Genomic DNA, 25,048 nt, shown 5'->3' on the forward strand with positions numbered 1-25,048 from the left:
AGTAAGCAGCGACACACTACTAGTCGTCGAACGGGTCGTCCACCGCGGTGCGCGGCTCGGCCTCGATCACGCGGGACGGGTCGATGACGGAGAAGGCCATTCCCGCGTGGTCCTCGACGACGGTGATACGGCCATATGGCGTGTCATAGGGCTCCACGGTGACCCGTCCGCCGAGCTCCAGCACCCGGTACGCCACGGAGTCGGTGCCGATCTCCGGTGCGGCGTTGAAGTACACCATCCAATGCGAACGCTCGCCGTAGGGGAACTCGCGTCCCATCTTCTGCCGGCCGATGACCTCGGTGCCCTCGATGGACCACGACGCGTAGTCCAGCCGCTGTCCGTCGCCGATCTGCATGATGTCGTAGTGGCACAGCTCGCCGAAGAACTCGTCGGCCGCCGCGCCGTCACGGGTGTTGAGCTCGGCCCACGCGTACGCGCCGTGCCCGCCCATGCCGAACCGCCAGTCCGGTGGCACGTGCCGGAACCCGACGATGGCGCCGGTCGGGTCGCTGATGACCGTGCTCTGCGTGTGGTCGGCGGCGTCCTCCGGGTTGCGCAACACCGAGCCGCCGAGGTGGAAAGCTTTCTCCGCGGTCGCGCGCGCATGGGGCGTGACCAGGTACAACCGCCACGGCTCCGGTTCACCCTGGGGCAGCCCGGCCACGGGGATGCCGTCGACCATGGCCACCGTGTAGCCGTCGTCGTCGGCGTAGTGCCAGCCGAAGAGTCCGGTGTAGAACTCGATCGTCGCTCTGAGGTCGTCGACGGAGCGTTCGACCCAGCACGGGCTGCCGCCGGGTAACGGTGCGAGCTGGGGCGTGTTGGGAGCGATCGACACTGCCGCCTCCTGCAGGGAAGAGATGCGGTCACGCTACGCCGTGATTGGACGAATTCGCACTGTCACCGGTAAATCGAGGCCCTACAGTGTCTTCGTGAGGGGATTCGTGCGGGCGGCGCTGGCAGCGGTGCGTCCGGTCGACGTGGTTCCGAGCCCGAACATCTGGCACTGGCCGGACGTGTACGAGGTCGAGAACCGCGCGCAGGACGTGCATGGGGCGATGTGGGCGGCGTTGCGGGAAGAATGTCCGTTTGGTTCGGTTGACGTCGTGGACGTCGGCTGCGGCGACGGCTTCCACCTGCCGATCTTCGCTTCGTCCGCGCGCTCGGTCGTCGGTGTCGAACCTCACCCGCCGCTCGTGGTGCGCGCCCGCAACCGGGTGGCGTCGTTGCCGAACGTCCGGGTCGTTTCCGGGCCGGCGCAACGGTTGCCGCTCGACGACGCGTCCGCTGACCTGGTGCACGCGCGGACGGCGTACTTCTTCGGGCCCGGATGCGAACCGGGGCTGCGGGAGGCTGATCGCGTGCTGCGGCCGGGTGGCGCGATCGCGATCGTGGACCTGGATGGTTCGGCGGCGCCGTACGGGCCCTGGTTGTGTGCGGATGAACCGCGTTATGACCCGCTCGCTGTCGAGAAGTTCTTCGCGGACAACGGGTTCTCGTTGCGGCGGGTGGTGGCGGAGTGGCGGTTCGAGTCGCGTGCGGACCTGGAGTCCGTGCTGCGCATCGAGTTCTCCGCCGGGGTGGCCGAGCGGGCGATCGCGTCCGTCGAGGGGCTGAGCTTCCCGGTCGGCTACCGGCTGCACGTGCGCCGCAAGCCGACCGGCTTGATCGTGTGACCGGGCCCCACTAGACCGTTCGGTGCTGGTGCCCGGTGATCCGGCCACGTACAGTCCATCGACTTCATCACTGCAATGACCTGGGGGTACGCGGTGAGGCGACGGTTCGTGCTGTCCTTTTTGATGTTGCTCGGTCTGGTGGCGGTGCCTCCGCCGGCACAGGCCGCGATCGATCTGAACGCCTTGTTCACCGCGTACGGCAACCAGGGCGGTCATTGGACTGGCGGTGACAGCACCGTGTCGGTTCCGCTGCCCGACGGCCGGGTCGCGTGGCTGTTCTCCGACACGTTCCTCGGCGCCGTCAACGCCGACCACAGCCGACCGCGGACCGCGCCGTTCATCCGCAACTCCATCGTGGTGCAGCAGGGCGACCAGCTCGTCCAGACCGTGCACGGCGGCACCGCGCAGGACCCGAAGACGCTGGTCACCGGCGGCGACCCCGACCAGTTCCTCTGGATCGGGTCCGCGGCCGTGCAGAACGGCTCGCTGAAGGCGCTTTACGGCAGGTACGAGAACGCGGGCGAGGGACCGCTCGGGTTCCGCCGCGTCGGAACGTCGCTGGTGACGTTCGCACTGCCCGGCCTCACCGTCGCCTCCGTGCAGGACCTCAACCGGCTCGGGAAGGTCGGCTGGGGCACCGCGATCTTCACCGACGCCGGGTTCGACTACGTCTACGGCACGGAAGACGTGCACGGGTACAAGTTCGCCCACGTCGCGCGGGTGGCCGCGGGGAACCTCGCCACACCCTGGCAGTACTGGAACGGCACGGCGTGGGTGAGCGACGAGGCGCAGTCCAAGCGGCTGTTCTCGGGCGGTGGCACGGCATTCTCCGTCATCCGCAAGGACGGTCAGATCGTCCTCGTCACGCACGACGGCAACGTCGGCTTCAGCCCGTGGTTCGTCGCGTACACCGCGAGCGGTCCGACCGGCCCGTTCGCCGGACCGAGCTACCTGTACAAGGCACCGGAGCCCGACGGCCTGAAGTTCGCCTATGACGCGCAGCTGCACCAGGAGCAGGCCGATCCCGGCGAGCTGGTGTTGTCGTACAACGTGAACAGCCTCGACGAGGAGGCGAGCTACCGCGACGCGCGGATCTACCGGCCGCGGTTCGTCGACGTCACGTGGCCGCGCCCGGCGCAGACCGGACCGGCGGCACCGACCGGTGTCGCGGTCGCGCTCACCACCGACGGCACCGGGCGGGTCAGCTGGACCGCACCCGGCGGGCAGAGCTTCTGGCTCTACCAAAGGGATGTGACCGCCGGGCAGACGCACTTCTCGCGCGGCCACAACACCGTGGGCACCCCCTATCAGGACGTCAGCGGCCTCAAGAACGGGCACACCTACGAGTTCCGCGTCAGCGCGGTCGGCTCCGGTGGTGAGGGCGTGTTCTCCACGACCGTCAGCGCCACCGCCCAGGTCACGCCGCCGCCCGCGCCCACGGACCTGCGCGCCACGCCCGGCACCGACGCGGACGTGAAGCTGAAGTGGAACGCGATCCCCGGCTCGGCGACCGTGCAGTACCGGCTCTTCAAGCGCGACGCCACGGCCGGCGACACCGAATTCACCGAGGTGTGGTTCTCCAACCCGGCGAGCACCGAGCACACCATCACCGGTCTGGTGCCGGGCCACACGTTCGAGTTCCGGGTGAGCGCGCGCAACGGCGGCGGCGACAGCCCACCGTCCAACACCGTCCAGGCGGCCGTCGTCGCCGCGCCACCACCCGCTCCCACCGGTCTGACCGCGGTCGCGCAGGGCGACGGCAGCGTGAAGCTGCAGTGGAGCTCGACCGGTGACGGCCACTGGTACTGGGTCTACCAGCGCGTCGTGGGGAAGGAGGAGAACTTCACCAAGCTGGAGCACCCGGTCGTGAACGGCACGAACGCCACGCCGGGCTGGCTCGTCAAGGACCAGGTCTACGAGTTCGCCGTGTCGTCGATCAACCGCCACAACGTCGAGTCGGCGAAGTCCGCTCCCGTGCGGGCGACCGCGCGCTACGACAAGCCGGGCGCGCCCACCGGTCTGACCGCCATCTCCCAGGGCGACGGCAGCGTGAAGCTGCAGTGGAACTCGACCGGAGAGAACCACTGGTACTGGATCTACCAGCGCGACGTCGGCGAGGAGGAGGAGTTCCAGCAGCTCAAGTACCCCGTCACCACCAGCACGACGTTCTCGCCGGGGATGCTGCTCAAGGACCACGTCTACGAGTTCAAGGTCTCCGCGGTCAACACCGGCGGCGAAGGCCCGATGAGCGCCGTGGTGCAGGCGACCGCGCGCTACACGCCGCCTCCTGCTCCGACCGGTCTGACCGCGGTGGCCGGGGACGGCACGGTCGCGCTGAGCTGGAACGTCGTCCCCACCGCCTGGTACTGGGTCTACCAGCGCAAGGTGGGCGACCCGGGCTTCACCAGGCTCGAGTACCCCGTCACGACCGGGAGCTCGTTCACCGCGGGGTTCCTCGCGAACGGCAGCACCTACGAGTTCAAGGTCTCCGCGACGACGGCCGGCGGTGAGGGCGCGGCCAGTGCCGTGGTGTCAGCGAAGCCGATGCCGCCGTTGCCGCCCAAGGTGACCGGCCTGACCGCGACGCCGACGACCGCCGGTGAGATCAAGCTGGCGTGGGACGCGCAGCCCGGCGTCTACTACTGGGTCCACCAGGGCAAGGCGGGGACGCCCCTGACCAAGCTGGAGGTGCCCGCGGCGCAGGCGCAGTTCACCGCCACCGGTCTGGCGCACGGCCAGGCCTACGAGTTCAGGATCGCCGCCACGAACCTCGCGGGCGACGGTCCCCAGTCGGACGTGCGCGGTGCCACCGCGTCGTACGCGCTGCCGAGCGCCCCCACCGGGCTGCGCGGTCAGGCCGCCGGTGACGGCAGCGTCGACCTGCAGTGGGACTCCGCTGGGCCGAACCTCTTCTACTGGGCATACCTGCGCGACCTCGACCAGCCCGGGTCGGGCGTCGTCGCGGCGCAGCTCCCGGCCCAGCGGACCTTCATGTCGTGGCCCGGACTGGTCCACGGCCACCGCTACGAGTTCTTCGTGCGCGCGGAGAATGCCGGTGGCCTCGGCTCGCAGTCGGGCACCGTCCAGGTCACGGCGCTCGGTGGGCTGCCGCAACCGCCCTCCGGCCTCACGGCCACCGCGGGTAACGCCCAGGTCGTGCTGAACTGGACCGCGAGCCCGACGGCGGACGTCTACTACTGGGTGTACTACCGCAACGCGTTCGGCACCGACGGCTGGCGGAAGCTCGACCTGCCGTTCAGCGCGACGACGGCGACCATCGGTTCACTGACCAACGGCCAGACCTACGAGTTCAAGATCGCCGCCACGAACTGGGCCGGTGACAGCCGGGCCACCGCGGTGGTGAGCTCCCGGCCGCTGCCGCCGGTCCCCGCTCTCGCCGCGCTGACCGCCATCGCGGGCAACAACGAGGTCGGCCTCGGCTGGAACGCCGTTGAGCACGCGACCTACTTCTGGGTCGAGTACCGCACCGCAGGCTCGAGCGCGGGGTGGACGCGCCTGGACCTCCCGGCCACCACGTGGGCGACGACGGTGAGGCCGCTGGCGAACGGGACCGAGTACGAGTTCCGCGTGATCTCCGGCAACGTCGCGGGGGAGAGCGCCGCCTCGAACGTGGTGCGCGCCCGTCCGGTGCCGCCCGCGCCCGCCGCGCCGGGCAACCTGCGTGCCGTGGCCGGGACCAAGCAGGTGGCGCTGACCTGGAACGCAAGCCCGACCGGTTCGGTCTACTACTGGGTCTACTACCGGCCGGCCGGGCACGCGAACTGGTACTACTTCACCTACCCGGCGAGCGGGACCTCGTTCACCGCAACGGGTCTGCTGAACGGGTTCGCGTACGAGTTCAGGGTCACCGCCGCCAACCTCGGCGGCCAGAGCCCACCGTCCAACGTGGTCAGTGCCACGCCGTTCCAGCCGTTGCCGTCCGCGCCGGGGAACCTCGTCGCCACGGCGGGCGACCGCACTGCGACCCTGTCGTGGAACGCCAGCAGCGGCGCCGACCACTACTGGGTGTACTTCAAGCCCGAGGGGCACAACGACTGGTACTACTTCCAGAACCCCGTCTACGGCACCAACTACGTCGCGACGAACCTGCTCAACGGCTTCAACTACTCGTTCATGGTGCGCGCCGCGAACGAGGGCGGGCAGAGCGCGCAGTCGAACGTGGTGACCGTGAAACCGTTGCCGCCGGCCCCGATCGCACCGTCCAGGGTCGACGCGTGGGCCGAGCGCACGACCGCGCGGGTGTTCGTGTCGTGGCCGGCGAGCCCGACACCGGGAGCGGTCTACAACGTCGAGTACCGCAACGCCTCCGAGGACGGCTGGTGGCTGCCGCTCACGACCACCAACGGCACCACGGCCGAGATCTGGCGGCGTCCGGCGGGCGTGGTGTGGCAGATCCGGGTGAAGGTGCGCAACCTGGCCGGTGAAGCCACCTCGCCGCTCGGGCAGTCGGCGTCGAACATCTGGCTGCAGGACGTCGACTCCTGGGGCAACAACTGGTCCAACGGCGGAAACCTCCTCGGGAGCAACGTGGCTGATGCCATGAACACGCCGTGCTACGAGGGTCGCTGGCAGACGATCTGCTTCGGCTGGGGCGCGAACGGCCGTCCGGTGACCTACGGGGACTACTTCTTCTTCCCCGGCGGCCTCGACGCGTTCAACCGCTTGACGCAGTGCGAGGCGATCGAGCGCTTGAGGATGCGCAACCAGTACGGGGTGGTGCTCTCGGAGCTGCACTCGCACAACCTGCCGCAGCACGAGAGGGTGCACAGCTGGCAGTCGGGCACGTACGACCTCTTCGGGAACTACGTGCTGGACTACGTCAAGGCGGTCAACTACTCGATGGAAAACAGCCCTTCGAAGACCGACTGGGAGTGGAACGCGTTCGAGATCCAGGCGAACCTGGTCTGGGGCCACTACCGGAACCCGCCGTACTCCGGCTACGGAGGGTGCACCTACTGAAGCGCGACTAGGCTTCGGTTCGTGGAGAAGCGAAACGCAGGCAGGTTGAACCGCCAGGTCGGCGTCGTGGGACTGCGCTGCTGGCAGCTCGGCGCCGACTGGGGTGAGGTGGACGAGAGCGAGGCGCTCGCGTTGCTGCACGCCGCCGCCGACACGGGTGTCGACTTCTTCGACACCGCGGACGTGTACGGCGACGGGCGCAGCGAGAGCCTCGTCGGGCGGTTCCTGAAGGAGCGCAAGGACGACGGCGTCTTCGTCGCCACCAAGATGGGGCGGCGGCTGCCGGCGCAGACCACCGAGGGGTACAGCCGGGAGAACTTCCTCGCGTGGAACGACCGGAGCCGGCGCAACCTCGGGGTCGACACGCTCGACCTGGTGCAGCTGCACTGCCCGCCGACGCCGGTGTACAGCCGTGACGAGGTGTACGACACGCTCGACGAGATGGTCGAGCAGCAGCGGATCGCCGCTTACGGCGTGTCGGTGGAGAAGGTCGAGGAAGCGCTCGAGGCGATCAAGCGGCCGAACGTGGCCAGCGTGCAGATCATCCTGAACGCGTTCCGGCACAAGCCGCTCGAAGAGGTGCTGCCCAAGGCGGCCGAGGCGGGTGTGGCGATCATCGCGCGGGTGCCGCTGGCGTCCGGGCTGCTGTCCGGGAAGTACACCGAGGACACCGCGTTCGGTGCGGACGACCACCGCAACTACAACCGCAACGGTGAGGCGTTCGACGTCGGCGAGACGTTCTCCGGGGTGCCGTTCGAGGTGGGCCTGGAGGCGGTCGAGCGGTTGAGGCCGCTGGTTCCGCAGGGCGCCACCATGGCGCAGTTCGCGCTCAGGTGGATCGTCGACCAGGCCGGTGTCACGGTGGTGATCCCCGGTGCGCGCAACGTCGAGCAGGCGAAGGCGAACGCCGCGGCCGCCGGGCTGTCCGAAGTGGACCACGCGGCGGTGACCGCTGTGTACGACGAGCTGATCCGGCCGCACGTGCACGACCGGTGGTGAGTCACTCCTCGGCGAGGATGGCGTAGAGCTTGCGCCGCAGCTCGTTGTAGAGCTCGACGGCGCGGGCCTTCTGCTCGGGCGTGCCCGCGTGGGAGATCTGCTCCATCGCGGAGCCGAGGAGCCGGATCGACGACCTCAGCTCGCCGTCGACCGGGTCGAGCTGGAAGTTGATGTCGCGCCAGGGCGGGGCCGTCTGCTCCGTCCTGCCGTGGTCGGTGAGCGTGAACAGCTTCTTGCCTCCTTCCTCCGCCGAGGAGATGAGGCCTTCGTCGGCCAGCATCTGCAGCGTGGGGTAGACCGAGCCGGGACTCGGGCTCCAGCCGCCGCCGGTGCGCCTGGCGATCTCCTGGATGATCTCGTAGCCGTGCATCGGGCGTTCTGTCAGCAAGGACAGAACAGCCGCACGAACGTTGCCGCGCCTTTGGCGGCCGCCCCTGCCACCGCCCCCGAACGGGCCGTGGCGGTGCCTGTGCATGTGGTTCCTGTGGTGTGGTTTCATCATCATGTCATTAACGATATATCGGAACCTATCGCGATGCAACGGTCTTGTGTTGGCGAAGTTCGTGGGACACTGGATGTGCTATGACCTCGCTTCCCCTCGTCTTCGACGCGCCCAAGCGCGGCCTGCCGCCGCGCCACCTGGTCGACCTCTCGCCCGCCGAACGCGCTGATGCCGTTGCGGCACTAGGCGAGAAGCCGTTCCGTGCCAAGCAGCTGTCGAACCACTACTTCAGCCGCCTGACCGTCGACCCGGCCGAGATGACCGACATCCCGGCCGCCACGCGCGACAAGCTCGTCGCCGACCTGATGCCGCCGCTCTTCACGGTCGTGCGCAAGGTCACCACCGACGAGGGCACGACCGCGAAAACCCTCCTGCGCGCGCACGACGGCACGCTCATCGAGTCGGTGCTGATGCGCTACCCGGACCGCGCGACGCTGTGCATCTCGTCGCAGGCCGGCTGCGGCATGGCCTGCCCGTTCTGCGCGACCGGCCAGGGCGGCCTGCAGCGCAACCTGTCGACCGCGGAGATCGTGGACCAGGTGCGCCTCGGTGCCGCCGCGATGCGCGACGGTGAGCTGCCCGGCGGTCCCGGCCGGTTGTCGAACATCGTCTTCATGGGCATGGGCGAACCGCTCGCGAACTACAAGCGCGTGATCGAGGCCGTGCACCGCATCACCGCGCCGGCGCCGGACGGCCTGGGCATCTCCCAGCGCACGGTCACCGTGTCGACGGTCGGCCTGGTGCCCGCGATTCGCAAGCTCACCGAGGAGAAGCTGCAGGTCAGGCTCGCGGTGTCGCTGCACACGCCGGACGACGAGCTGCGCAACACGCTGGTGCCGGTCAACACGCGCTGGGACGTCGCCGAGGTGCTGGAGGCGGCGCGCGGGTACGCGGACCACACCGGGCGGCGGGTCAGCATCGAGTACGCGTTGATCCGCGACATCAACGACCAGGGCTGGCGAGCCGACCTGCTCGGCAAGAAGCTGCGCAAGCACCTGGGGCAGCTCGTGCACGTGAACCTGATCCCGCTGAACCCGACGCCGGGCTCGAAGTGGGACGCGTCGCCGAAGCCGGTGGAGCGGGAGTTCGTGCGGCGGGTGCGGGAGCAGGGTGTGGAGTGCACCGTGCGGGACACGCGGGGGCAGGAGATCGCGGCGGCCTGCGGGCAGCTCGCCGCCGAGGGGTGACCGGTCACCGCATGGCGTGTGAGTACCGGGTGGTCCGGCTCGCCCGATCAAGCATGCGCCGATGTGGTGGGCTCAGAGCTGCACCTCGGTCAGCTCGCCCGTCGCCACGTCGAACACGAAACCCCGCACCGAGTCCTTGACCGGCAGGAACGGGTTGCCGACGATGCGCGCGACCGACTGGCGCACGTCCTCCTCCAGGTCGCCGAACGCCTCGGCCGCCCAGGCCGGCTTCACGCCGACGTCCTGCTGGATGGAGCGCTTGAAGTCGTCGTCGGTGAACGTCAGCATGCCGCAGTCGGTGTGGTGGATGAGGATGATCTCCCTGGTGCCGAGCAGGCGCTGGCTGATGGCGAGCGAGCGGATCTCGTCCTCGGTCACGACGCCGCCGGCGTTGCGGATGACGTGGGCCTCGCCCTCCTGGAGGCCGAGCACGCGGTAGACGTCGATGCGCGCGTCCATGCACGCCACCACGGCGACCTGCTCGGCGGGCGGGAGGGGGAGCGGGCCGGAGAACTGGGCGGCGTAGGCGCGGTTGTTGGCGAGCAGCTCGTCGGTCACCGACATGATCAGGTCCTCTCACCGGAGCGGGTGCCACTGAGCCAACTGCCGCATGCGCATACCTGCAACTGTGCCCACGAGATGGGAATGGTTCCCGCTCAAGAAGAAGCGCGGACCGACACAGCGGACAGAACCGGACGGGGAAGAAGCCGGTCCGGCCGTCCGGCTAGCATGCGGCGTCGTGGGGGAACCGACGAGGCTGGTCGCGGGCAGATACGCGACGATCAGAGAGCTCGGCCGGGGCGGCATGGGGGTCGTCTGGCTGGCGGAGGACCGGGTCATCGGACGGCAGGTCGCGCTCAAGGAGCTGCGGACCACCGAGAACGAGCGCGTGCTGCGCGAAGCTCGCACGGCAGGGCGCCTGAACAGCCCGAACGTCGTCGGCATCTACGACGTCATCGTCGAGCACGGCGTCACGTACCTCGTCATGGAGCTGGTCGAGGCACCGACGCTCGCCACCGTCATGGCGCGCAGGGCACTCGGTGAGGACGAGGTCGCCGACATCGGCCTGCAGACGCTCAACGCACTCGAGGCGGCCCACGCGGCGGGCATCGTGCACCGGGACGTCAAGCCCAGCAACATCATGGTGCTGCCCGACGGCCGGGTGAAGCTCGCCGACTTCGGCATCGCCCGCGCGATGGACGACCCCGGTCTCACGGCCACCGGCGGCATCATGGGCTCGCCGGGGTACATGGCGCCGGAGCTGTTCGCCGGCAAGCCTCCCTCACCAGCGAGCGACCTGTGGGCGTTGGGCGCCACCATGTTCCACGCGATCGAGGGGCGCGCTCCGTTCCAACGCGACACGACCGCGGCGACCATGCACGCGATCATGTACGAGGAGCCGGTCCTCCAGCGCACGTACGGCCCGCTCGCCGACACGATCATGGCGCTGCTGACCCAGGACGACACCCACCGCCTCACCGCGTCCCAGCTGCGCGAACGGCTCGGCGACCGCACCAAGGTCGTCCGGCCGCCGACGCCGTCCGAGCAGACCGTCGTGATCGAACCGGTCACCACGTACGTCACGCCGCCGCCGGCGACCATCGCCGACTGGGACGACAAGCCCAGGTCCCGCAAGAAGATCGCCATCTTCGCCGGTGCCGCGGCGGCCGTGGTCGTGATCGCACTCGCGGCGGTCTTCACGTTCCGGCCGGACACGCCGGGTACGGCAGCGGCGCAGCAGGGCGCGAATGTGAGCGACGCACCGTCCTCGGCCGCGAGCAGCACCTCCTCCAGCGCGCCGTCCAGCAGCAGTGCCGCGCCGAGCAGCAGCGCGGCGCCGTCGTCGAGCCAGGTCAGCAGCGTCGTGAAGCCCACCCAGGTCACGCAGCCGGGTCAGCCGCAGCCGACGACGCAGCCCAAGCCGCCGAGGGAAACCCTCGTGCTGAAGCGGTACATCAAGAACGGCACGCCGTTCCACTTCACCGGCACGCCGAGGGTCGGCGCCCCCGCAGGCTTCACCCCGGAGGCGCACACCCTGGGCAAGCTGCTCGCGAATCCGGAACCGGGCGCGGTGCCGCTCTACGCCTGCCGCCTCAACAACTCCGAAGACCACATGACGTCCACCTCGTCCACCTGCGAGGGGCAGACGGTCATCGGCACGCTCGGCTACATCTTCAAGGCCAAGCCCAACGACGTCCCCACGCACCCGCTGCACCGCTGCCTCTTCCAAGGCGCCCACTTCGACTCGCCGCACGCGAACTGCGAGGGGCAGACACCGGAGTTCCAGTTCGGCTGGGTGCTCACCGGGCCGTGACACGCTCATGCCCTGGGTGCGACGGATCGCACCCAGGGCATGAGCTGGAGAACTAGCGGCGCCAGGACGTCTTGCGGCGGGCCATGTCCCACACCAGCAGGCCGATGATGGTCAGGCCCGTGGCGACGAGGTAGATGTCCTCGATGCGACCGTGGTGGTTGCCGATCAGCATCAGGAAGCAGAAGATCGCGGAGAGCCAGCCGGCGATCCGGGTGCCCTTGGGCAGCGTGCCGTGCCAGCCCCACTCGTGCGACGGCTCCTCGTGAGGGTCGACGGCAGGACGCTTGTCCAGTTCCGAGGACGAAGCCACGGTTTCCTCCACTGCTCATCCGGTTACCCGGTCATCGTCGCACATGGAGACGCGCACGGATGTGTGAGGTCGCGCGCCACGCCTTATCAGGGCGGTCGCACACCGTTACCCTCAGCGCGGCCCACCCGTCCGATCCCCGAAGGCGCCCCACTTGACCGGCTTCTCCCCCGCCGAGGCCTCCACCCCCGACACGTTCGCCCCCGTCGAGATCGGCCTGCACGGGGTGCGCAAACGTTTCTCCGACCAGGTGGCGGTCGACGGAGTCTCGCTCAACGTCCACGAGGGCGAGTTCTTCTCGGTGCTCGGCCCGTCCGGCTGCGGCAAGACCACGGTGCTGCGCATGATCGCCGGGTTCGTCGACCCCGACGAGGGCCGCATCGAGCTCGACGGCAACGACATGGTGGGCGTGCCGCCCTACCGCAGGGACGTCAACACCGTCTTCCAGTCGTACGCGCTGTTCCCGCACATGTCCGTGTGGGACAACGTCGCCTACGGCCTCAAGCGCAAGAAGCTGCGCGGTGAGGAGCTGAAGAAGCGGGTCGGCGAGCACCTGGAGCTGGTCCGGCTGTCGCAGTTCGCCCAGCGCAGGCCGGCGCAGCTCTCCGGCGGACAGCAGCAGCGTGTCGCCATCGCGCGAGCGCTTGCGGCCGGGCCCCAGCTGCTCCTGCTCGACGAACCGCTCGGCGCGCTCGACGCCAAGCTGCGCAAAGAGCTGCAGATCGAGCTCATGCGCATCCAGCGCGAGGTCGGCACGACGTTCCTCTACGTCACGCACGACCAGGAGGAGGCGCTGGTCCTCTCGCACCGCATCGCCGTGATGAACGCGGGCAAGATCGAGCAGGTCGGCTACCCCGAGGACGTCTACGAGCGCCCCGCCACCCGGTTCGTCGCCGGGTTCATCGGCACGTCGAACATCCTGGACGCCGAGGTGTCCGGAGTGGACGGCGGGTTCGCCGAGCTGACCGCCCCCGGCGCCACCCGGCTGCGCGCGCGGTTCACCGGTGCCGTGAGCCACGGGCAGAAGGTCGCCGCGACCGTCCGGCCGGAGAAGGTGCACCTGTTCAACGAGACCGCCGAACCGCCCACGGGCTGGTGCGTGCTGCCGGGCGTCGTGCACGACGTCGTCTACACGGGCGTGTCGACGCAGTTCGTCGTGGACACCCCGGCGGGAGAGCTGGTGGCGTTCGTGCAGAACGCCCAGCGCATCGACGACGCGGGCGCGCCGGGACAGCCGGTGCGGCTGGCGTGGGACCCCGAGTTCACCGTGCTCTTGGAGAAGGCTGATGACTGACCAGAAGGTCCGGATCGCTCGCTTGTGGGACAACGACTCCCCGCGGGTGACCCGGCGCACGATGCTGGGCTCGATGACGTTCTTCGCGCTCGCCGCCTGCGGTGTCGGTGAGGCGCCGACGAACAGCGGTCCCACCTCGGCCGCGGCGAAGGCCAAGAACCTGAAGGACGAGCTCAAGCTCAACTTCTACAACTGGACCGACTACATCGCGAAGGACACCCTGCCGGGTTTCCAGACCGCGACCGGCATCCAGGTCACCTACGACAACTTCTCCACCAACGACGAGATGGAAGCCAAGATCGCTTCCGGCTCCGCGGGCTACGACCTGGTGGTGCCGAGCGACAACTTCCTGCGCCGGTTCCTGCGCTCCGGCCTGCTGCAGCCGCTCGACCACTCGTCGCTGCCGAACCTCAAGAACCTGGAGAAGCGGTTCGTCGAGGCCGACTACGACGCCGGCAACAAGTACTCGGTGCCGTGGGCGTGGGGCACCACGGGGCTCGCGTACTCGAAGTCGCAGATCGGCGGCGACGTCACCGGGTTCGCCGCCTACGACCTGCCGAACGCCCAGGGCCGCAGCACGATCCTCGACGAGGCGCGCGACGGCATGGCGCTCGGGTTGCTCAAGCTCGGCCACGACCCGAACACCACGGACCCCGAGCAGATCGACGACGCGGCGAACTTCTTGCTGTCGTTGAAGAAGAAGCTCGGCCAGATCACCTCCGACGTGATCGAGCCGCTCACCTCCGGCCAGGTGCGGCTCGCGCAGGCGTACTCCGGCGACGCGTTCCAGGCGCGGGAGACCAGCGAGGACGTCGCGTACGCCATCCCGGCCGAGGGCGGTCTGTCCTACGTGGACCTGCTGGTCATCCCGAAGGACGCCCCGCACGCCGAGAACGCGCACAAGTTCATCGACTTCATCTTGGGCGCGGAGACGGGTGCGGCGCTGTCCAACGCCGTGCGCTACGGCAGCCCGAACGCGGCCGCCAAGCCGTTGATCGACAAGGAGCTGCTCGACGACCCGCTGGTCTACCCCTCGGAGGAGCAGCTCAAGAAGCTGCCGTTCACCAAGGACCTGGGCGGCGACGTCGAGGCCAGGTACGCCGACGCGTGGACCAAGGTCAAGACCGGCTGACCGGGTACGACACCATCCCGCGGATCACCACGGAGTCGCGGTGGCCGGCCGGGCCCGCCTGGCGCAGGTCCGGCAGCCGCCTCGCGACCGCGCGGAACGCCACCTCGCCCTCCATCCGCGCGAGGGTGGCGCCCAGGCAGTAGTGGATGCCGCTGGAGAACGCCAGGTGCTCCGGCTTCTGCACGCGCATGAGGTCGAACCGGTCCGGCTCGGGGTACACCTCCGGGTCCCGGTTCGCCGCGGCGATCAGCAGGTAGACGCCGTCGTCCGCGCGGATGTCCTTGTCCAGCAAGGTGATCTGCTCGTGCGCGAGGCGGGTGGTCAGGTGCACCGGCGGTGCCCAGCGCAGCGTCTCCTCGACGACCGCACCGGCGACATCGGGGTAGGCCTTGAAGAACGCCCACTGCTTCGGGTGGTCGAGCAACGCGCGCACGCCGTTGCCGATCAGGTTGACGGTCGTCTCGAACCCGGCGATCAGCAGCAGCACCAACGTGCTCAGCAGCTCCGGCACGGTGAGCTTCTGCTCGGCCTCCGCGGCGACGAGCGAGCTGATCACGTCGTCGCCCGGCCTCGCCCTGCGTTCGGCGATGAGCCGCTCGAACAACGCGAAGATCCGCTCGTTGGCCCGGTCGATGTCAGGGGAGAAGTGGCCGTCGAACGACTGCGCGACGAGCCTGCCGTAGTTCGCGAAGTCGCCGGTGTCGGCGTCCGGGATGCCGAGCAGCTCGCTGATCACCGCGATCGGCAGCGGCGCCGCGTAGTCCGTGATCAGGTCGAACTCGTCGCCCGCCTGGTCCAGCAGCGCGTCGGCGACCTTCTCGACGCGGGCGCGGTACTCGTCGATCTTCTTCGGGCTGAACGCCGGCGTGGCCAGCCTGCGCAGCCGGGTGTGGTCGGGCGGGTCGAGCTCCAGGAACGACCCGGACACCACGTTCGGCGTGCCTGGGTAAGTGCCGTTCGCGTACCGCACGCCGAAGCGCCGGTCACGCAGGATCTTGTTCACGAGCGAATGGCTGGTCGTGGCCCAGAGGCCGCCGTCCCGCGTCAACGCTCCCTGGGCGCGGATCTGGTCGTAGACCGGATACGGGTCGTCATGGCCGTTCAACTGCTCCAGCACGTTGTACCCCCTCGAACACCGTGGTCAGCACGAACCGGGGCGCGTCCAGCGGCGCGAGCCTGCCGTCGCTGATCGCCTCCCAGGCGTTGAAGAGCCCGGCGTAGAGGGTCTGCAGGATCCACCACGCGGGCAGGTCGCGGCGCAGTCTGGTGCCCTGCAGCCGGGTGATCAGGTCGAGCACGGGCCGGTCCATCTCGCGGATGCGGGCCGCGAGCTCCTCGTCGAGCTCCAGGCCGGGGAACCGCAGCAGGAACTCCACCCGCGGGCCGAGCGCGACCAGCCGGGTCACCAGGTCCTCGATCGCGTCGTCGCGCGCGAAGTCGACGTGGGACGACACGGAGTCGATCAGGTCGAGCGCGTCGCTCGCGACGGCCCGGACCAGCGCCGTGCGGGTCGGATAGCGCTTGTGGAGTGTGGTCCTGCCGACACCCGCCGCCCTCGCCACGTCGCCGAGCGACGCCGTCGGGTCCTTGAGCAGCACCGATGTGGCTGTCTGCAGCAGGTGAACACTCATGTTCACAACGGTACACGAATGTTCGCATGGCAGTATGTGCGCTCGTGCTGCGACGCTGGTTGAAGGCGAATGCCCTGCTCACGCCCACCGGGCTGTGGCTGGGGATCTTCCTCATCGCGCCCTTGGCGCTCGTCGTCCAGTTCAGCTTCGCGACGCGCGACACGGGTGTCGCGCGCGCCGTGCTGCCGTGGACGACCCAGGCCTACCTGACGGCGTTGGACCCGGCGTTCCTGCCGATCTTCGGGCGGACGCTGGTCTACGCGGTGGCGACCACGGTCGCGTGCCTGGTGCTGGGCTTCCCGCTGGCGTGGTTCATCGCGCGGCACGGCGGCAGATATCGGACCGTGCTGCTCGCGGCGGTGCTGATCCCGTTCTGGTCGAGCTACCTCGCGCGGATCTACGCGTGGAAGGCGCTGCTGGACGGGGAGGGCCTGGTCAACACCGTGTTGGGCTGGGTCGGGCTGGACCGCGACGGCGGCTTCCTGCTCACGCACGGCGCTGTGGTCCTCGGGTTGACGTACGGCTTCTTGCCGTTCATGGTGCTGCCGCTCTACGTGGCGTGCGAGCGGTTCGACTTCCGGCTGGTGGAGGCGTCCTACGACCTCGGGCACGGGCGGGTGTCGACGTTCTTCCGGATCGTGCTGCCGGGTGTGCTCACCGGCGTGCTGGCCGGGTCGTTGCTGGTCCTGGTGCCGGCGGCGGGTGACTTCGTGACGCCGAAGCTGCTCGGCGGGGTCGACCAGTCGACGTTCGGGTCGGTGATCGACGACCAGTTCCGCGGCGGCAACAACTGGCCGCTGGGTTCGGCGATGGCGGTGCTGCTGCTCGTGCTGGTGGTGCTCGTGCTCGTGTTGCGCGGGAAGCGTGGGGAGGACGTGCTGTGAACCGTCGGCCGTGGGTGCTCGGAACTGTCGCCGCGCTGGTGTTCGTGTTCCTGTACGCGCCGATCGTGTGGCTGGCGATCGCGTCGTTCAACTCGTCGCGGTCTCTCAGTCGTATCAGCGGCGTTTCGACGCAGTGGTACGAGGAGCTGTTCCGCGACACGCGCGTGTTGGAGTCGTTGCAGCTGACCCTGCAACTGGCGTTGGCGTCCGCGGTGATCTCGACGGTCATCGGGACGTTGGCCGCCTTCGGGTTGCGGCGCGCGTTTCCCGGCCGTGGGCTGTGGACGGTCTTGTTGTCGTTGCCGCTCGTGGTGCCCGAGGTCGTCATGGGGGTGGCGATGCTCGGGTTCTTCGTGAAGCTCGCCGGGATCCCGCTGGGGTTCGGGGCACTGCTGTTCGCGCACGTGGCGTTCTCGCTGAGCTTCGTGGTCGTGGTGGTGCGGTCGCGGGTGTCCGGGATGGACGTCCGGATGGAGGAGGCCGCCGCCGATCTCGGGGCGTCACCGCTCGTGGTGTTCCGGACCGTGACGCTGCCGCTGGTGGCGCCCGCGGTGGTGGCGGGCGCGGCGTTCGCGTTCCTGCTGTCGTTCGACGACGTGGTGATCTCGTCGTACCTGACCGGCGTGGGGTCGACGACGCTGCCGGTGTTCGTCTACGCGCAGGCCTCGAAGCGGGGCATCTCACCGGAGATCGTGGCGCTGTCGACGTTGATGGTGGCGGCGACGGCGCTGCTGCTGGTCATCGGTGTCGTGGTCGCGTCGTGGCGGGCACGCCGGGCGGGCTCCACCGCGCAGCTGGTCTGAGCGTCAACTTTCGTCGCTGGAATTCGATACTCCAGCGTGCCGCGGCAGTGGTGGGACGTCTCGTAGCTTTGGGCGTGTGATTACTGCTGTGCGGGCCAGGGCCGAGGCGTTCCGCGCCGACAACCTGGCGCGGTTCAGGGCGCTGACGCCCGTGCGGGTCGCCGGTGACGTGGTCGTCGCGCTCGCCGTCGTCCTGCTGGACCTGTGGCCGGGCCCGTGGGCCGAGCAGCGGGCGTCGGGCTGGCTGCTCGCCGCCTACTTCGGCGTCTACCTGGTGTTGCTGCCGTTGCGGCACGCGCTGCCGGCGACGGTGATGATCGCGGCCGCGGCGATCCCGTTCGTCGGACCGGCGCTGATGGTCGTGCTGAGCTACACGGCGGGCCGGCGGATCGAGTCGTGGGTCAGGGCGGTGGCGTCGACCGCGGTCACGTTCGTCGTCGTGGTGCTGCTGTGGGACTGGGACGCGCGGCCGCTCGAGATCGAGCCCGTCTACGGGATGCTCATCCTGATCACGATCTTCGGCGTGGGCGTGGCGCTGCCGTTCCTCGTCGGCCGTTACCTCGCGCAGCGCGAGGCGCTGGTGCAGGCCATGCAGGACCGCGAGGCGCGGATGCACGGCGAGCAGAAGATGCTGTCGCGCCAGGTGCGCCTGCGCGAACGCAGCCGCATCGCCCAGGACATGCACGACAGCCTCGGCCACCGGCTGTCGCTGATCTCCGTGCACGCCGGCGCCCTGGCCCTCGACCCGTCGCTGGGGGAGAAGCAACGCGAGGCCATCGGCGTGCTGAGGTCGGCCGCGTTGACCGGCATGGGGGAGCTGCGGTCGATCATCGGTGTCCTGCGCGCGGAGGACGGCCCCGACGACGACCCGGCCACACGCACCGCGGAGTCCATCGACTCGTTGGTGACCGACGCGCGCAAGGCCGGTGTGCTCGTCAGTCTCGTCAGAGGGGGCCAAGCGCACCCGTTGCCGTCACGTGTCTCTCACGCCGCCTATCGCGTCGCACAGGAGGGACTCACGAACGCGTCCAAGCACGCGCCGGGAGCGGCCGTGCAGGTGACGGTGAAGTACGAGCCGGACGCGTTGGTCGTGGAGGTGCGGAACAACCCGTCGCGCAACGGTTCGTCGACCGGTGAGCCGGGCGTGGGCCTGATCGGCCTCGGTGAACGCGTCCGCCTCGCCGGCGGCGTCCTGCACGTGGGCGCGCTCCCGTCCGGCGGCTTCCGCATCGCCGCCGTGCTGCCCTACGAGGAGACCCCGCTCCCCGACGACCCCGAGGACGAGCAGGAGGAGACCCAGGCACCCGGCCGCCTGCGCAAGTGGGCGGGCGTCGGCTCCATCGCGGGCGCGTCCCTCGTGCTCGCCGTGATCATCGGCGGCTTCACCTACCTCGGCTCCCAGCCGGTGACCGAGGTCGTGTCGGAGGAGACCCTCGACCGCATCTCCGCCGGCCAGCCGGAGCCCGAGGTGATGGCCCTGCTCCCGGCCGGCGACGAACCCCTGGTCGGCGACGGCGAACGGCGCTCCCAGGCCTCCCCGGAGCCGGAGGGCGCCCGCTGCGTCTACCACATCACCGACGAGCAGTCCTACCTCGCAAAAGGCACCCGGGTGGTGCGCTTCTGCTTCAAGGACGGCAAGCTGGTCGAGAAGAAGATCCACGTCCAGAGGAACGAGCCATGATCCGGGTGCTCATCGCCGACGACGAGCCGCTGATGCGCGCGGGCATCAAGGCCATCCTCGGCACCGCCGACGACATCGAACTGGTGGCCGAAGCCGGCGACGGCCGCGAGGCGGTGCAGATCGTCCGCGAACGCCGCGTCGACGTGGCCGTGCTCGACATCCGCATGCCCCGGATGGACGGCCTCGCCTGCGCCAAGGAACTCCGTGTCGTCGCACCGTCCGTGCGCGTCGTGATGCTCACGACGTTCGGCGAGGACGAGAACATCGTGCGCGCGCTGTCCGACGGCGCGGCCGGTTTCCTGTTGAAGGACTCCGCACCTGAGGAGCTTCTTCGTGCCGTGCGTGCGGTGCACAACGGTGAGGCCTATTTGTCGCCGATGGTCACGTCACGGGTCGTCGGCATGGTCGCGACTTCCGGGCAGCCGAAGCGGCAGGAGGCGCAGAAGGCCGTCGAGCAGCTGACCGACCGCGAGGTCGAGGTGCTGGCGCTGCTCGGGCAGGGGATGTCGAACGCGGACATCGGGGCGAAGCTGCACATGTCCGAGGCGACGGTGAAGACGTACGTGTCGCGGTTGCTGGCGAAGCTGGGGCTGACGAACCGGGTGCAGGCGGCGCTGCTGGCACGGGACGCGGGGATCTAGTTCGTGACGCTCAGCGGGTCGCCGTTGTGCGGAAAGAGGACCAATGCGAAGGAGCCGTTCGGGTGACACCCGAACGGCTCCAAACGCATGAGTGCCTAGACGCGGCTTCGTCGCCCCGTCACCAGACGGTAGATGCCCAGCAGGACCAGCGATCCGACGATGGCCAGCAGCCACGTCCGCAGATCGAAGAACGAGCCGAGGTCGGTCGAGAACAGCGCCGATCCGATGAACCCACCCAGGATCGCGCCCACGATGCCGATCAGCATCGTGATGATGATTCCACCGGGATCTTTCCCCGGCATGATGGCCTTCGCGATGGCGCCGGCCAGCAGGCCGAGCACGATCCATCCCAGGATGCCCACGGAGAGTCTCCTTCCATCTGCTTGACGCCGACGGAATGCCCCCGAACTGGCGACTTCACACCTCCAAAACCACTCCGTTATCAAAGTAGCGGGCTGTGCCGAGCTCTCAGGCACTCTCCGGAACAATGAGGGGCGATGAGTACTCCACGCACTGTCCTGGTCCTGGGCTCGACCGGCTCGGTCGGCACCCAGGCGCTCGACGTCATCCGGCGCAACCGCGACCAGTTCCAGGTCGTCGGGCTCGGCGCGGGTGGGCGTCAGCTGGACCTGCTGAAAGAGCAGGCAGCCGAGTTCGACGTGAAGACGGTCGCCGTCGCGAACGGCGCCGAGGTGCCCGGTGTCAGGACGCTGACCAGCATGGTCGACCTGATCGAGGCGTGTCCCGCGGACGTCGTCCTCAACGGGATGGACGGGTCGCGCGGGCTCGAGCCGTCGCTGAAGGCGCTGGAGACCGGCGCGACGCTGGCGCTCGCGAACAAGGAGTCGCTCATCGCGGGCGGGCCGCTCGTGCTGAAGGCGGCCAAGCCGGACCAGATCGTGCCGGTCGACTCCGAGCACTCCGCGCTCGCGCAGTGCCTGCGCGGTGGCGCGTCGCACGAGGTGCACAAGCTGGTGCTGACGGCGTCCGGCGGGCCGTTCCGCGGCAGGACCCGCGCGGACCTGGCGGACGTCACCGTCGCGCAGGCCATGGCGCACCCGACGTGGTCGATGGGCCAGGTCGTGACCATCAACTCGGCGAACCTGGTGAACAAGGGCCTCGAGCTGATCGAGGCGCACCTGTTGTTCGGGGTGCCCTACGACCGCATCGACGTGGTGGTGCACCCGCAGTCCATCATTCACTCGATGGTGACGTTCACCGACGGTTCCACCCTCGCCCAGGCGTCGCCGCCCGACATGCGGCTGCCCATCTCGCTCGGGCTGAACTGGCCACAGCGCGTCGCCGGTGCCGCGGCCGCCTGTACCTTTGACACCGCCACCTCGTGGACGTTCGAACCGCTGGACGAGGTCACGTTCCCCGCGGTCGAGCTCGCGCGGCAGGCAGGCGTCGCCGGAGGGTGCGTGCCTGCGATCTACAACGCGGCGAACGAGGAGGCACTCGCCTCATTCGTGGCGGGGAAGACGTCGTTCCTGTCGATCGTGGACACCATCGGCCAGGTTCTCGGCGAGGCGGACGACTGGCGCAGCGACCCCGCGGACGTCGCGGAGGTGCTCGCCGCCGAGGACTGGGCACGCGCACGTGCCCGCGAGCTGGTTGGAAGGAACTGAACTTCTCGTGAACACATTCATCAACATCCTCGGGGTGCTGTTGTTCGCGTTCGGCATCGCGGTCTCGATCGCGCTGCACGAGTTCGGGCACCTGCTGACCGCCAAGGCCTTCGGCATGAAGGTCACCCGCTACTTCATCGGCTTCGGCCCGCGGCTGTTCTCGTTCCGCAAGGGCGAGACCGAGTACGGCCTCAAGGCGATCCCGGCCGGTGGCTTCTGCGAGATCACCGGCATGACGGCGCTGGAGGACGTGCACCCGGACGACCGCAAGCGCGCCTTCTACAACCAGAAGGTGTGGAAGCGCGTCGTCGTGCTGGCCGCCGGCTCGATCACGCACTTCATCCTCGGCTTCATCATCCTGCTGATCCTCGCGATGTCGCTGGGCCTGCCGAACAACAAGGGCCTGCCGGTGTTGCAGGAGGTCACGCCGTGCGTGCCGGTCGCGAACGTCACCGACGGCTCGTGCCCGTCCGGCTCGCCCGCGCCCGCCAAGAACGCCGGTCTGCAGCCCGGTGACGAGATCATCGCGATCGCCGGCCAGCAGACGCCGACGTGGCCGGACATGCAGCGGATCACCCGCGAGCGCACCGGCCCGACCGAGTTCAAGATCATCCGCGACGGCCAGGAGAAGACCGTCACCGTCGACGTGGCCAAGGTCACCCGCACCCTGACCGACGGCAAGGGCGGCAAGGAGACCAAGGAGATCGGCGCGATCGGCGTGCTGCCGAAGGAGTCGTTCACCTACAGCCCGATCGCCGCGATCCCGGCCGCGGTGTCGTTCACCGGCGACATGTTCGTGAACACCTGGAAGGGCCTGCTGCGCTTCCCGGAGCGCATCCCGGCCGTGGTCCAGGCCATCGGCGGCGGCGAGCGCGACCTCGACACCCCGATCTCGGTGGTCGGCGCCTCCCGCCTCGGCGGTGACGCGGCCGAGCGCGGCCTCTGGGCGTTCTTCGTGCTGATGCTCGCCGGCCTGAACTTCTTCGTGGGTGTGTTCAACCTCCTGCCGCTCCTGCCGCTTGACGGTGGTCACATCGCCGTCAACCTCTACGAACGGGTGCGAGACTGGATTCGGAAGCTGCGCGGGAAGCCCGCCGGCGCCCCGGTCAACTACATGCGCCTGCTGCCGCTCACCTACGTGGTCATCTTCCTCGGCGGTGCCATCACGCTGCTGACCGTGACCGCCGACATCGTCAACCCGATCAGGTTGCAGTGACTTACGGAAAGGTGCACAACCCATGAGTGACGGCGTGATGCTCGGAATGCCGGCACTGCCGCCGCCGGTGCTGTCGGAACGTCGCAAGACCAGGCAGCTGATGGTGGGCAACGTCGGTGTCGGCAGCGAGTTCCCCGTCTCCGTCCAGTCGATGACGACGACCCTCACGTCGGACGTCAACGCGACGCTCCAGCAGATCGCTGAGCTCACCGCGGCCGGCTGCGACATCGTCCGCGTCGCCTGCCCCTCGCAGGACGACGCGGACGCGCTGCCGGCGATCGCTCGCAAGTCCCAGATCCCGGTGATCGCGGACATCCACTTCCAGCCGAAGTACGTGTTCGCCGCGATCGAGGCCGGCTGCGCCGCCGTGCGCGTCAACCCCGGCAACATCCGCAAGTTCGACGACCAGGTCAAGGAGATCGCGGCCGCCGCCCGCGACCACGGCACGCCGATCCGCATCGGCGTCAACGCGGGTTCGCTCGACCCGCGGCTGCTGCAGAAGTACGGCAAGGCCACCCCGGAGGCGCTGGCCGAGTCGGCGATGTGGGAGGCCTCGCTCTTCGCGGAGCACGACTTCCACGACATCAAGATCTCGGTCAAGCACAACGACCCGGTCGTGATGGTGCGCGCCTACGAACTGCTCGCCGAGCAGTGCGACTACCCGCTGCACCTCGGCGTGACGGAGGCGGGCCCGGCGTTCCAGGGCACCATCAAGTCGGCCGTGGCGTTCGGCGCTCTGCTTCGGCAGGGCATCGGTGACACGATCCGGGTGTCGCTGAGCGCGCCGCCGGTCGAGGAGATCAAGGTCGGCCACCAGATCCTCCAGTCGCTCAACCTGCGCCCGCGCAAGCTGGAGATCGTGTCCTGCCCGTCCTGCGGCCGCGCCCAGGTCGACGTCTACACCCTCGCCGAGCAGGTCACCGCCGGTCTGGAGGGCATGGAGGTCCCGCTGCGCGTCGCCGTCATGGGCTGCGTCGTCAACGGGCCCGGCGAGGCCCGTGAGGCGGACCTCGGCGTGGCGTCGGGCAACGGCAAGGGTCAGATCTTCGTGAAGGGCAAGGTCATCAAGACCGTGCCGGAGCACGCGATCGTGGAGACGCTGATCGAGGAGGCGATGAGGCTCGCCGAGGAGATGGAGCCCGTCGAGGGCGGCGCCCCGGCGGTCACGGTCAGCTGACGCACGTTGTTCGCAGTGAGGGGCGTCTTCCGGCCGGAGGGCGCCCCTCACGCCGTTCATCACCATCGGTAAGACCCTGGCCGCACTGTTGGCTGATGCCACACACCCGTCCCATCTGGCACGCTAGGTGGCGTGTTGAGGCTGGCCGGAGCGCGCGTGCTCGACGAGCGCGACCTGATCGACGTACGCGGGGTGCTCGACAGCGACCCCGTCGCTGCGTGCATGGTCGCGGCAAGGGTGGAGACCGCCGGCCTGGACCCGTGGCGCCTCGGCGGCGAGATGTGGGGGTCCGACGCGCGGCCGATGCGCGGGCGGGTCGACGGGCTGTGCTTCTCCGGCCCGAACCTGATCCCGTTGAGGGGTAGCGCCAGTGCCATGCGCATGTTCGCGGACCGGGCGCGCCGCAGGGGCCGGATGTGCTCCAGTCTCGTCGGGCCCGCCGAGCAGGTGCTGACGCTGTGGGACGAGCTCCAGCCCGACTGGGGACCGGCGCGCGAGGTGCGCGGGGACCAGCCGTTGATGGCGCTGCGCAGGACGCCCGACGTCGCGCCCGACCCGATGGTGCGCCAGGTCAGGCCCAGTGAGCTCAACCGGTACCTGCCGGCGGCGATCGCCATGTTCATCGAAGAGGTCGGCATCGACCCGTGCGCTGAGGACGGTGGCGCGGGGTACCGGGCCAGGGTGAGCGAGCTGATCGCGGCAGGACGGGCGTTCGCCAGGTTCGAGAACGGCGAGGTCGTCTTCAAGGCCGAGATCGGGGCCATGTCGAAGCGCGTCGGGCAGATCCAGGGCGTCTGGGTGCGGCCGGAACGCCGGGGCGAAGGGCTGGGAACTGCGGGAACGGCGGCGGTCGCCAACCGGCTCGTGCACCACCTGGACCGCACGGCGAGCCTGTACGTCAACGGGTACAACCACGTCGCGCAGGCCGCCTACCGGCGGATCGGGTTCGAACAGGTCGGGCAGTACGCCACGGTCCTCTTCTGAAACGGGCATACT

General features: G+C 69.3%; 21 protein-coding genes and 1 pseudogene. 15 read left to right on the forward strand and 7 right to left on the reverse strand.

Going from position 1 to position 25,048, the window contains the following annotated elements; translation table 11 throughout:
* Positions 1–19: 19 nt before the first annotated feature.
* Positions 20–838 carry a VOC family protein gene (locus tag BBK82_RS22105; protein ID WP_065916707.1) on the reverse strand — a complete coding sequence of 273 codons (819 nt, stop codon included), beginning with the start codon at positions 836–838 and terminating at the stop codon, positions 20–22.
* A 94-nt stretch (positions 839–932) separates the two neighbouring features.
* Between BBK82_RS22105 and BBK82_RS22110 the strand changes: the two genes are divergently transcribed.
* The 3 genes and pseudogenes from BBK82_RS22110 (at position 933) to BBK82_RS22120 (ending at position 7,655) form a co-directional block, all read left to right on the forward strand.
* The gene (locus BBK82_RS22110; RefSeq protein WP_065916708.1) at positions 933–1,676 is read left to right on the forward strand and encodes a class I SAM-dependent methyltransferase; all 744 of its coding nucleotides are present in this window, start codon (positions 933–935) and stop codon (positions 1,674–1,676) included.
* A 123-nt stretch (positions 1,677–1,799) separates the two neighbouring features.
* Positions 1,800–5,807 (forward strand): annotated as a pseudogene (locus BBK82_RS22115) (fibronectin type III domain-containing protein); the annotation flags it as partial.
* Between the two features lie 870 nt (positions 5,808–6,677).
* Positions 6,678–7,655: an aldo/keto reductase gene (locus BBK82_RS22120; RefSeq protein ID WP_065916710.1), complete on the forward strand. Its 978-nt coding sequence runs from the start codon at positions 6,678–6,680 to the stop codon at positions 7,653–7,655.
* Between the two features lies 1 nt (position 7,656).
* On the opposite strand, the gene BBK82_RS22125 is transcribed toward BBK82_RS22120, so the two are convergent.
* Positions 7,657–8,043: a PadR family transcriptional regulator gene (locus BBK82_RS22125; protein WP_237048309.1), complete on the reverse strand. Its 387-nt coding sequence runs from the start codon at positions 8,041–8,043 to the stop codon at positions 7,657–7,659.
* A 194-nt stretch (positions 8,044–8,237) separates the two neighbouring features.
* Between BBK82_RS22125 and rlmN the strand changes: the two genes are divergently transcribed.
* Positions 8,238–9,344: a dual-specificity RNA methyltransferase RlmN gene (rlmN, locus tag BBK82_RS22130; protein ID WP_065916712.1), complete on the forward strand. Its 1,107-nt coding sequence runs from the start codon at positions 8,238–8,240 to the stop codon at positions 9,342–9,344.
* A 72-nt stretch (positions 9,345–9,416) separates the two neighbouring features.
* Here rlmN and BBK82_RS22135 read toward each other — a convergent pair whose 3' ends face one another.
* A complete protein-coding gene (locus BBK82_RS22135; RefSeq protein WP_065916713.1) occupies positions 9,417–9,908 on the reverse strand; it encodes a beta-class carbonic anhydrase in 492 nt (163 codons plus the stop codon).
* 175 nt (positions 9,909–10,083) lie between these two features.
* Between BBK82_RS22135 and BBK82_RS22140 the strand changes: the two genes are divergently transcribed.
* On the forward strand, positions 10,084–11,658 hold the full coding sequence (locus BBK82_RS22140) for a serine/threonine-protein kinase (RefSeq protein ID WP_257785476.1): 1,575 nt from the start codon (positions 10,084–10,086) through the stop codon (positions 11,656–11,658).
* Between the two features lie 52 nt (positions 11,659–11,710).
* Here BBK82_RS22140 and BBK82_RS22145 read toward each other — a convergent pair whose 3' ends face one another.
* A complete protein-coding gene (locus BBK82_RS22145; protein WP_065921253.1) occupies positions 11,711–11,968 on the reverse strand; it encodes a DUF2631 domain-containing protein in 258 nt (85 codons plus the stop codon).
* Positions 11,969–12,119: 151 nt separating this feature from the next.
* Here BBK82_RS22145 and BBK82_RS22150 point away from each other — a divergent pair, with 151 nt between their 5' ends.
* Positions 12,120–13,259 carry an ABC transporter ATP-binding protein gene (locus BBK82_RS22150; protein WP_065916715.1) on the forward strand — a complete coding sequence of 380 codons (1,140 nt, stop codon included), beginning with the start codon at positions 12,120–12,122 and terminating at the stop codon, positions 13,257–13,259.
* Positions 13,252–14,391 carry an ABC transporter substrate-binding protein gene (locus BBK82_RS22155; protein ID WP_083268082.1) on the forward strand — a complete coding sequence of 380 codons (1,140 nt, stop codon included), beginning with the start codon at positions 13,252–13,254 and terminating at the stop codon, positions 14,389–14,391. Before BBK82_RS22150 ends, BBK82_RS22155 begins: the two co-directional genes overlap by 8 nt.
* Here the strand turns inward: BBK82_RS22155 and BBK82_RS22160 are convergent.
* Positions 14,378–15,508, reverse strand: a complete 1,131-nt coding sequence (locus tag BBK82_RS22160) for a cytochrome P450 (RefSeq protein ID WP_065916716.1) — start codon at positions 15,506–15,508, stop codon at positions 14,378–14,380. The genes BBK82_RS22155 and BBK82_RS22160 overlap by 14 nt on opposite strands.
* The gene (locus BBK82_RS22165; RefSeq protein WP_065916717.1) at positions 15,483–16,022 is read right to left on the reverse strand and encodes a TetR/AcrR family transcriptional regulator; all 540 of its coding nucleotides are present in this window, start codon (positions 16,020–16,022) and stop codon (positions 15,483–15,485) included. The genes BBK82_RS22160 and BBK82_RS22165 overlap by 26 nt, the downstream gene beginning before the upstream one ends.
* A gap of 44 nt (positions 16,023–16,066) precedes the next feature.
* On the opposite strand from BBK82_RS22165, the gene BBK82_RS22170 reads away from it, so the two are divergent.
* From BBK82_RS22170 to BBK82_RS22185, 4 genes are all read left to right on the forward strand, one after another.
* Entirely contained in the window at positions 16,067–16,906 is an 840-nt protein-coding gene (locus tag BBK82_RS22170) for an ABC transporter permease (RefSeq protein ID WP_237048310.1), read from the forward strand.
* Positions 16,903–17,709, forward strand: coding sequence for an ABC transporter permease (locus BBK82_RS22175; protein ID WP_065916719.1), 807 nt, complete (start codon positions 16,903–16,905; stop codon positions 17,707–17,709). Before BBK82_RS22170 ends, BBK82_RS22175 begins: the two co-directional genes overlap by 4 nt.
* 76 nt (positions 17,710–17,785) lie before the next feature.
* A complete protein-coding gene (locus BBK82_RS22180) occupies positions 17,786–19,390 on the forward strand; it encodes a sensor histidine kinase (protein ID WP_154697430.1) in 1,605 nt (534 codons plus the stop codon).
* Positions 19,387–20,031: a response regulator gene (locus BBK82_RS22185; protein WP_065916721.1), complete on the forward strand. Its 645-nt coding sequence runs from the start codon at positions 19,387–19,389 to the stop codon at positions 20,029–20,031. Before BBK82_RS22180 ends, BBK82_RS22185 begins: the two co-directional genes overlap by 4 nt.
* A 95-nt stretch (positions 20,032–20,126) precedes the next feature.
* Here the strand turns inward: BBK82_RS22185 and BBK82_RS22190 are convergent, their stop codons facing one another.
* Positions 20,127–20,393 carry a GlsB/YeaQ/YmgE family stress response membrane protein gene (locus tag BBK82_RS22190; protein ID WP_065916722.1) on the reverse strand — a complete coding sequence of 89 codons (267 nt, stop codon included), beginning with the start codon at positions 20,391–20,393 and terminating at the stop codon, positions 20,127–20,129.
* Positions 20,394–20,528: 135 nt separating this feature from the next.
* Between BBK82_RS22190 and dxr the strand changes: the two genes are divergently transcribed.
* The 4 genes from dxr to BBK82_RS22210 all read left to right on the forward strand — a co-directional run bounded on the left by dxr (position 20,529) and on the right by BBK82_RS22210 (position 25,036).
* Positions 20,529–21,659, forward strand: coding sequence for a 1-deoxy-D-xylulose-5-phosphate reductoisomerase (dxr, locus tag BBK82_RS22195; protein ID WP_065916723.1), 1,131 nt, complete (start codon positions 20,529–20,531; stop codon positions 21,657–21,659).
* A gap of 7 nt (positions 21,660–21,666) precedes the next feature.
* Positions 21,667–22,875: a M50 family metallopeptidase gene (locus tag BBK82_RS22200; RefSeq protein ID WP_237048311.1), complete on the forward strand. Its 1,209-nt coding sequence runs from the start codon at positions 21,667–21,669 to the stop codon at positions 22,873–22,875.
* Positions 22,876–22,921: 46 nt separating this feature from the next.
* A complete protein-coding gene (gene ispG, locus BBK82_RS22205; protein ID WP_065921256.1) occupies positions 22,922–24,052 on the forward strand; it encodes a flavodoxin-dependent (E)-4-hydroxy-3-methylbut-2-enyl-diphosphate synthase in 1,131 nt (376 codons plus the stop codon).
* A gap of 132 nt (positions 24,053–24,184) precedes the next feature.
* Positions 24,185–25,036 carry a GNAT family N-acetyltransferase gene (locus BBK82_RS22210; protein ID WP_065916724.1) on the forward strand — a complete coding sequence of 284 codons (852 nt, stop codon included), beginning with the start codon at positions 24,185–24,187 and terminating at the stop codon, positions 25,034–25,036.
* Positions 25,037–25,048: the final 12 nt, after the last annotated feature.

It is taken from the genome of Lentzea guizhouensis (genome assembly GCF_001701025.1).
In the GTDB taxonomy this organism is placed as follows: Bacteria; Actinomycetota; Actinomycetes; order Mycobacteriales; family Pseudonocardiaceae; genus Lentzea; species Lentzea guizhouensis.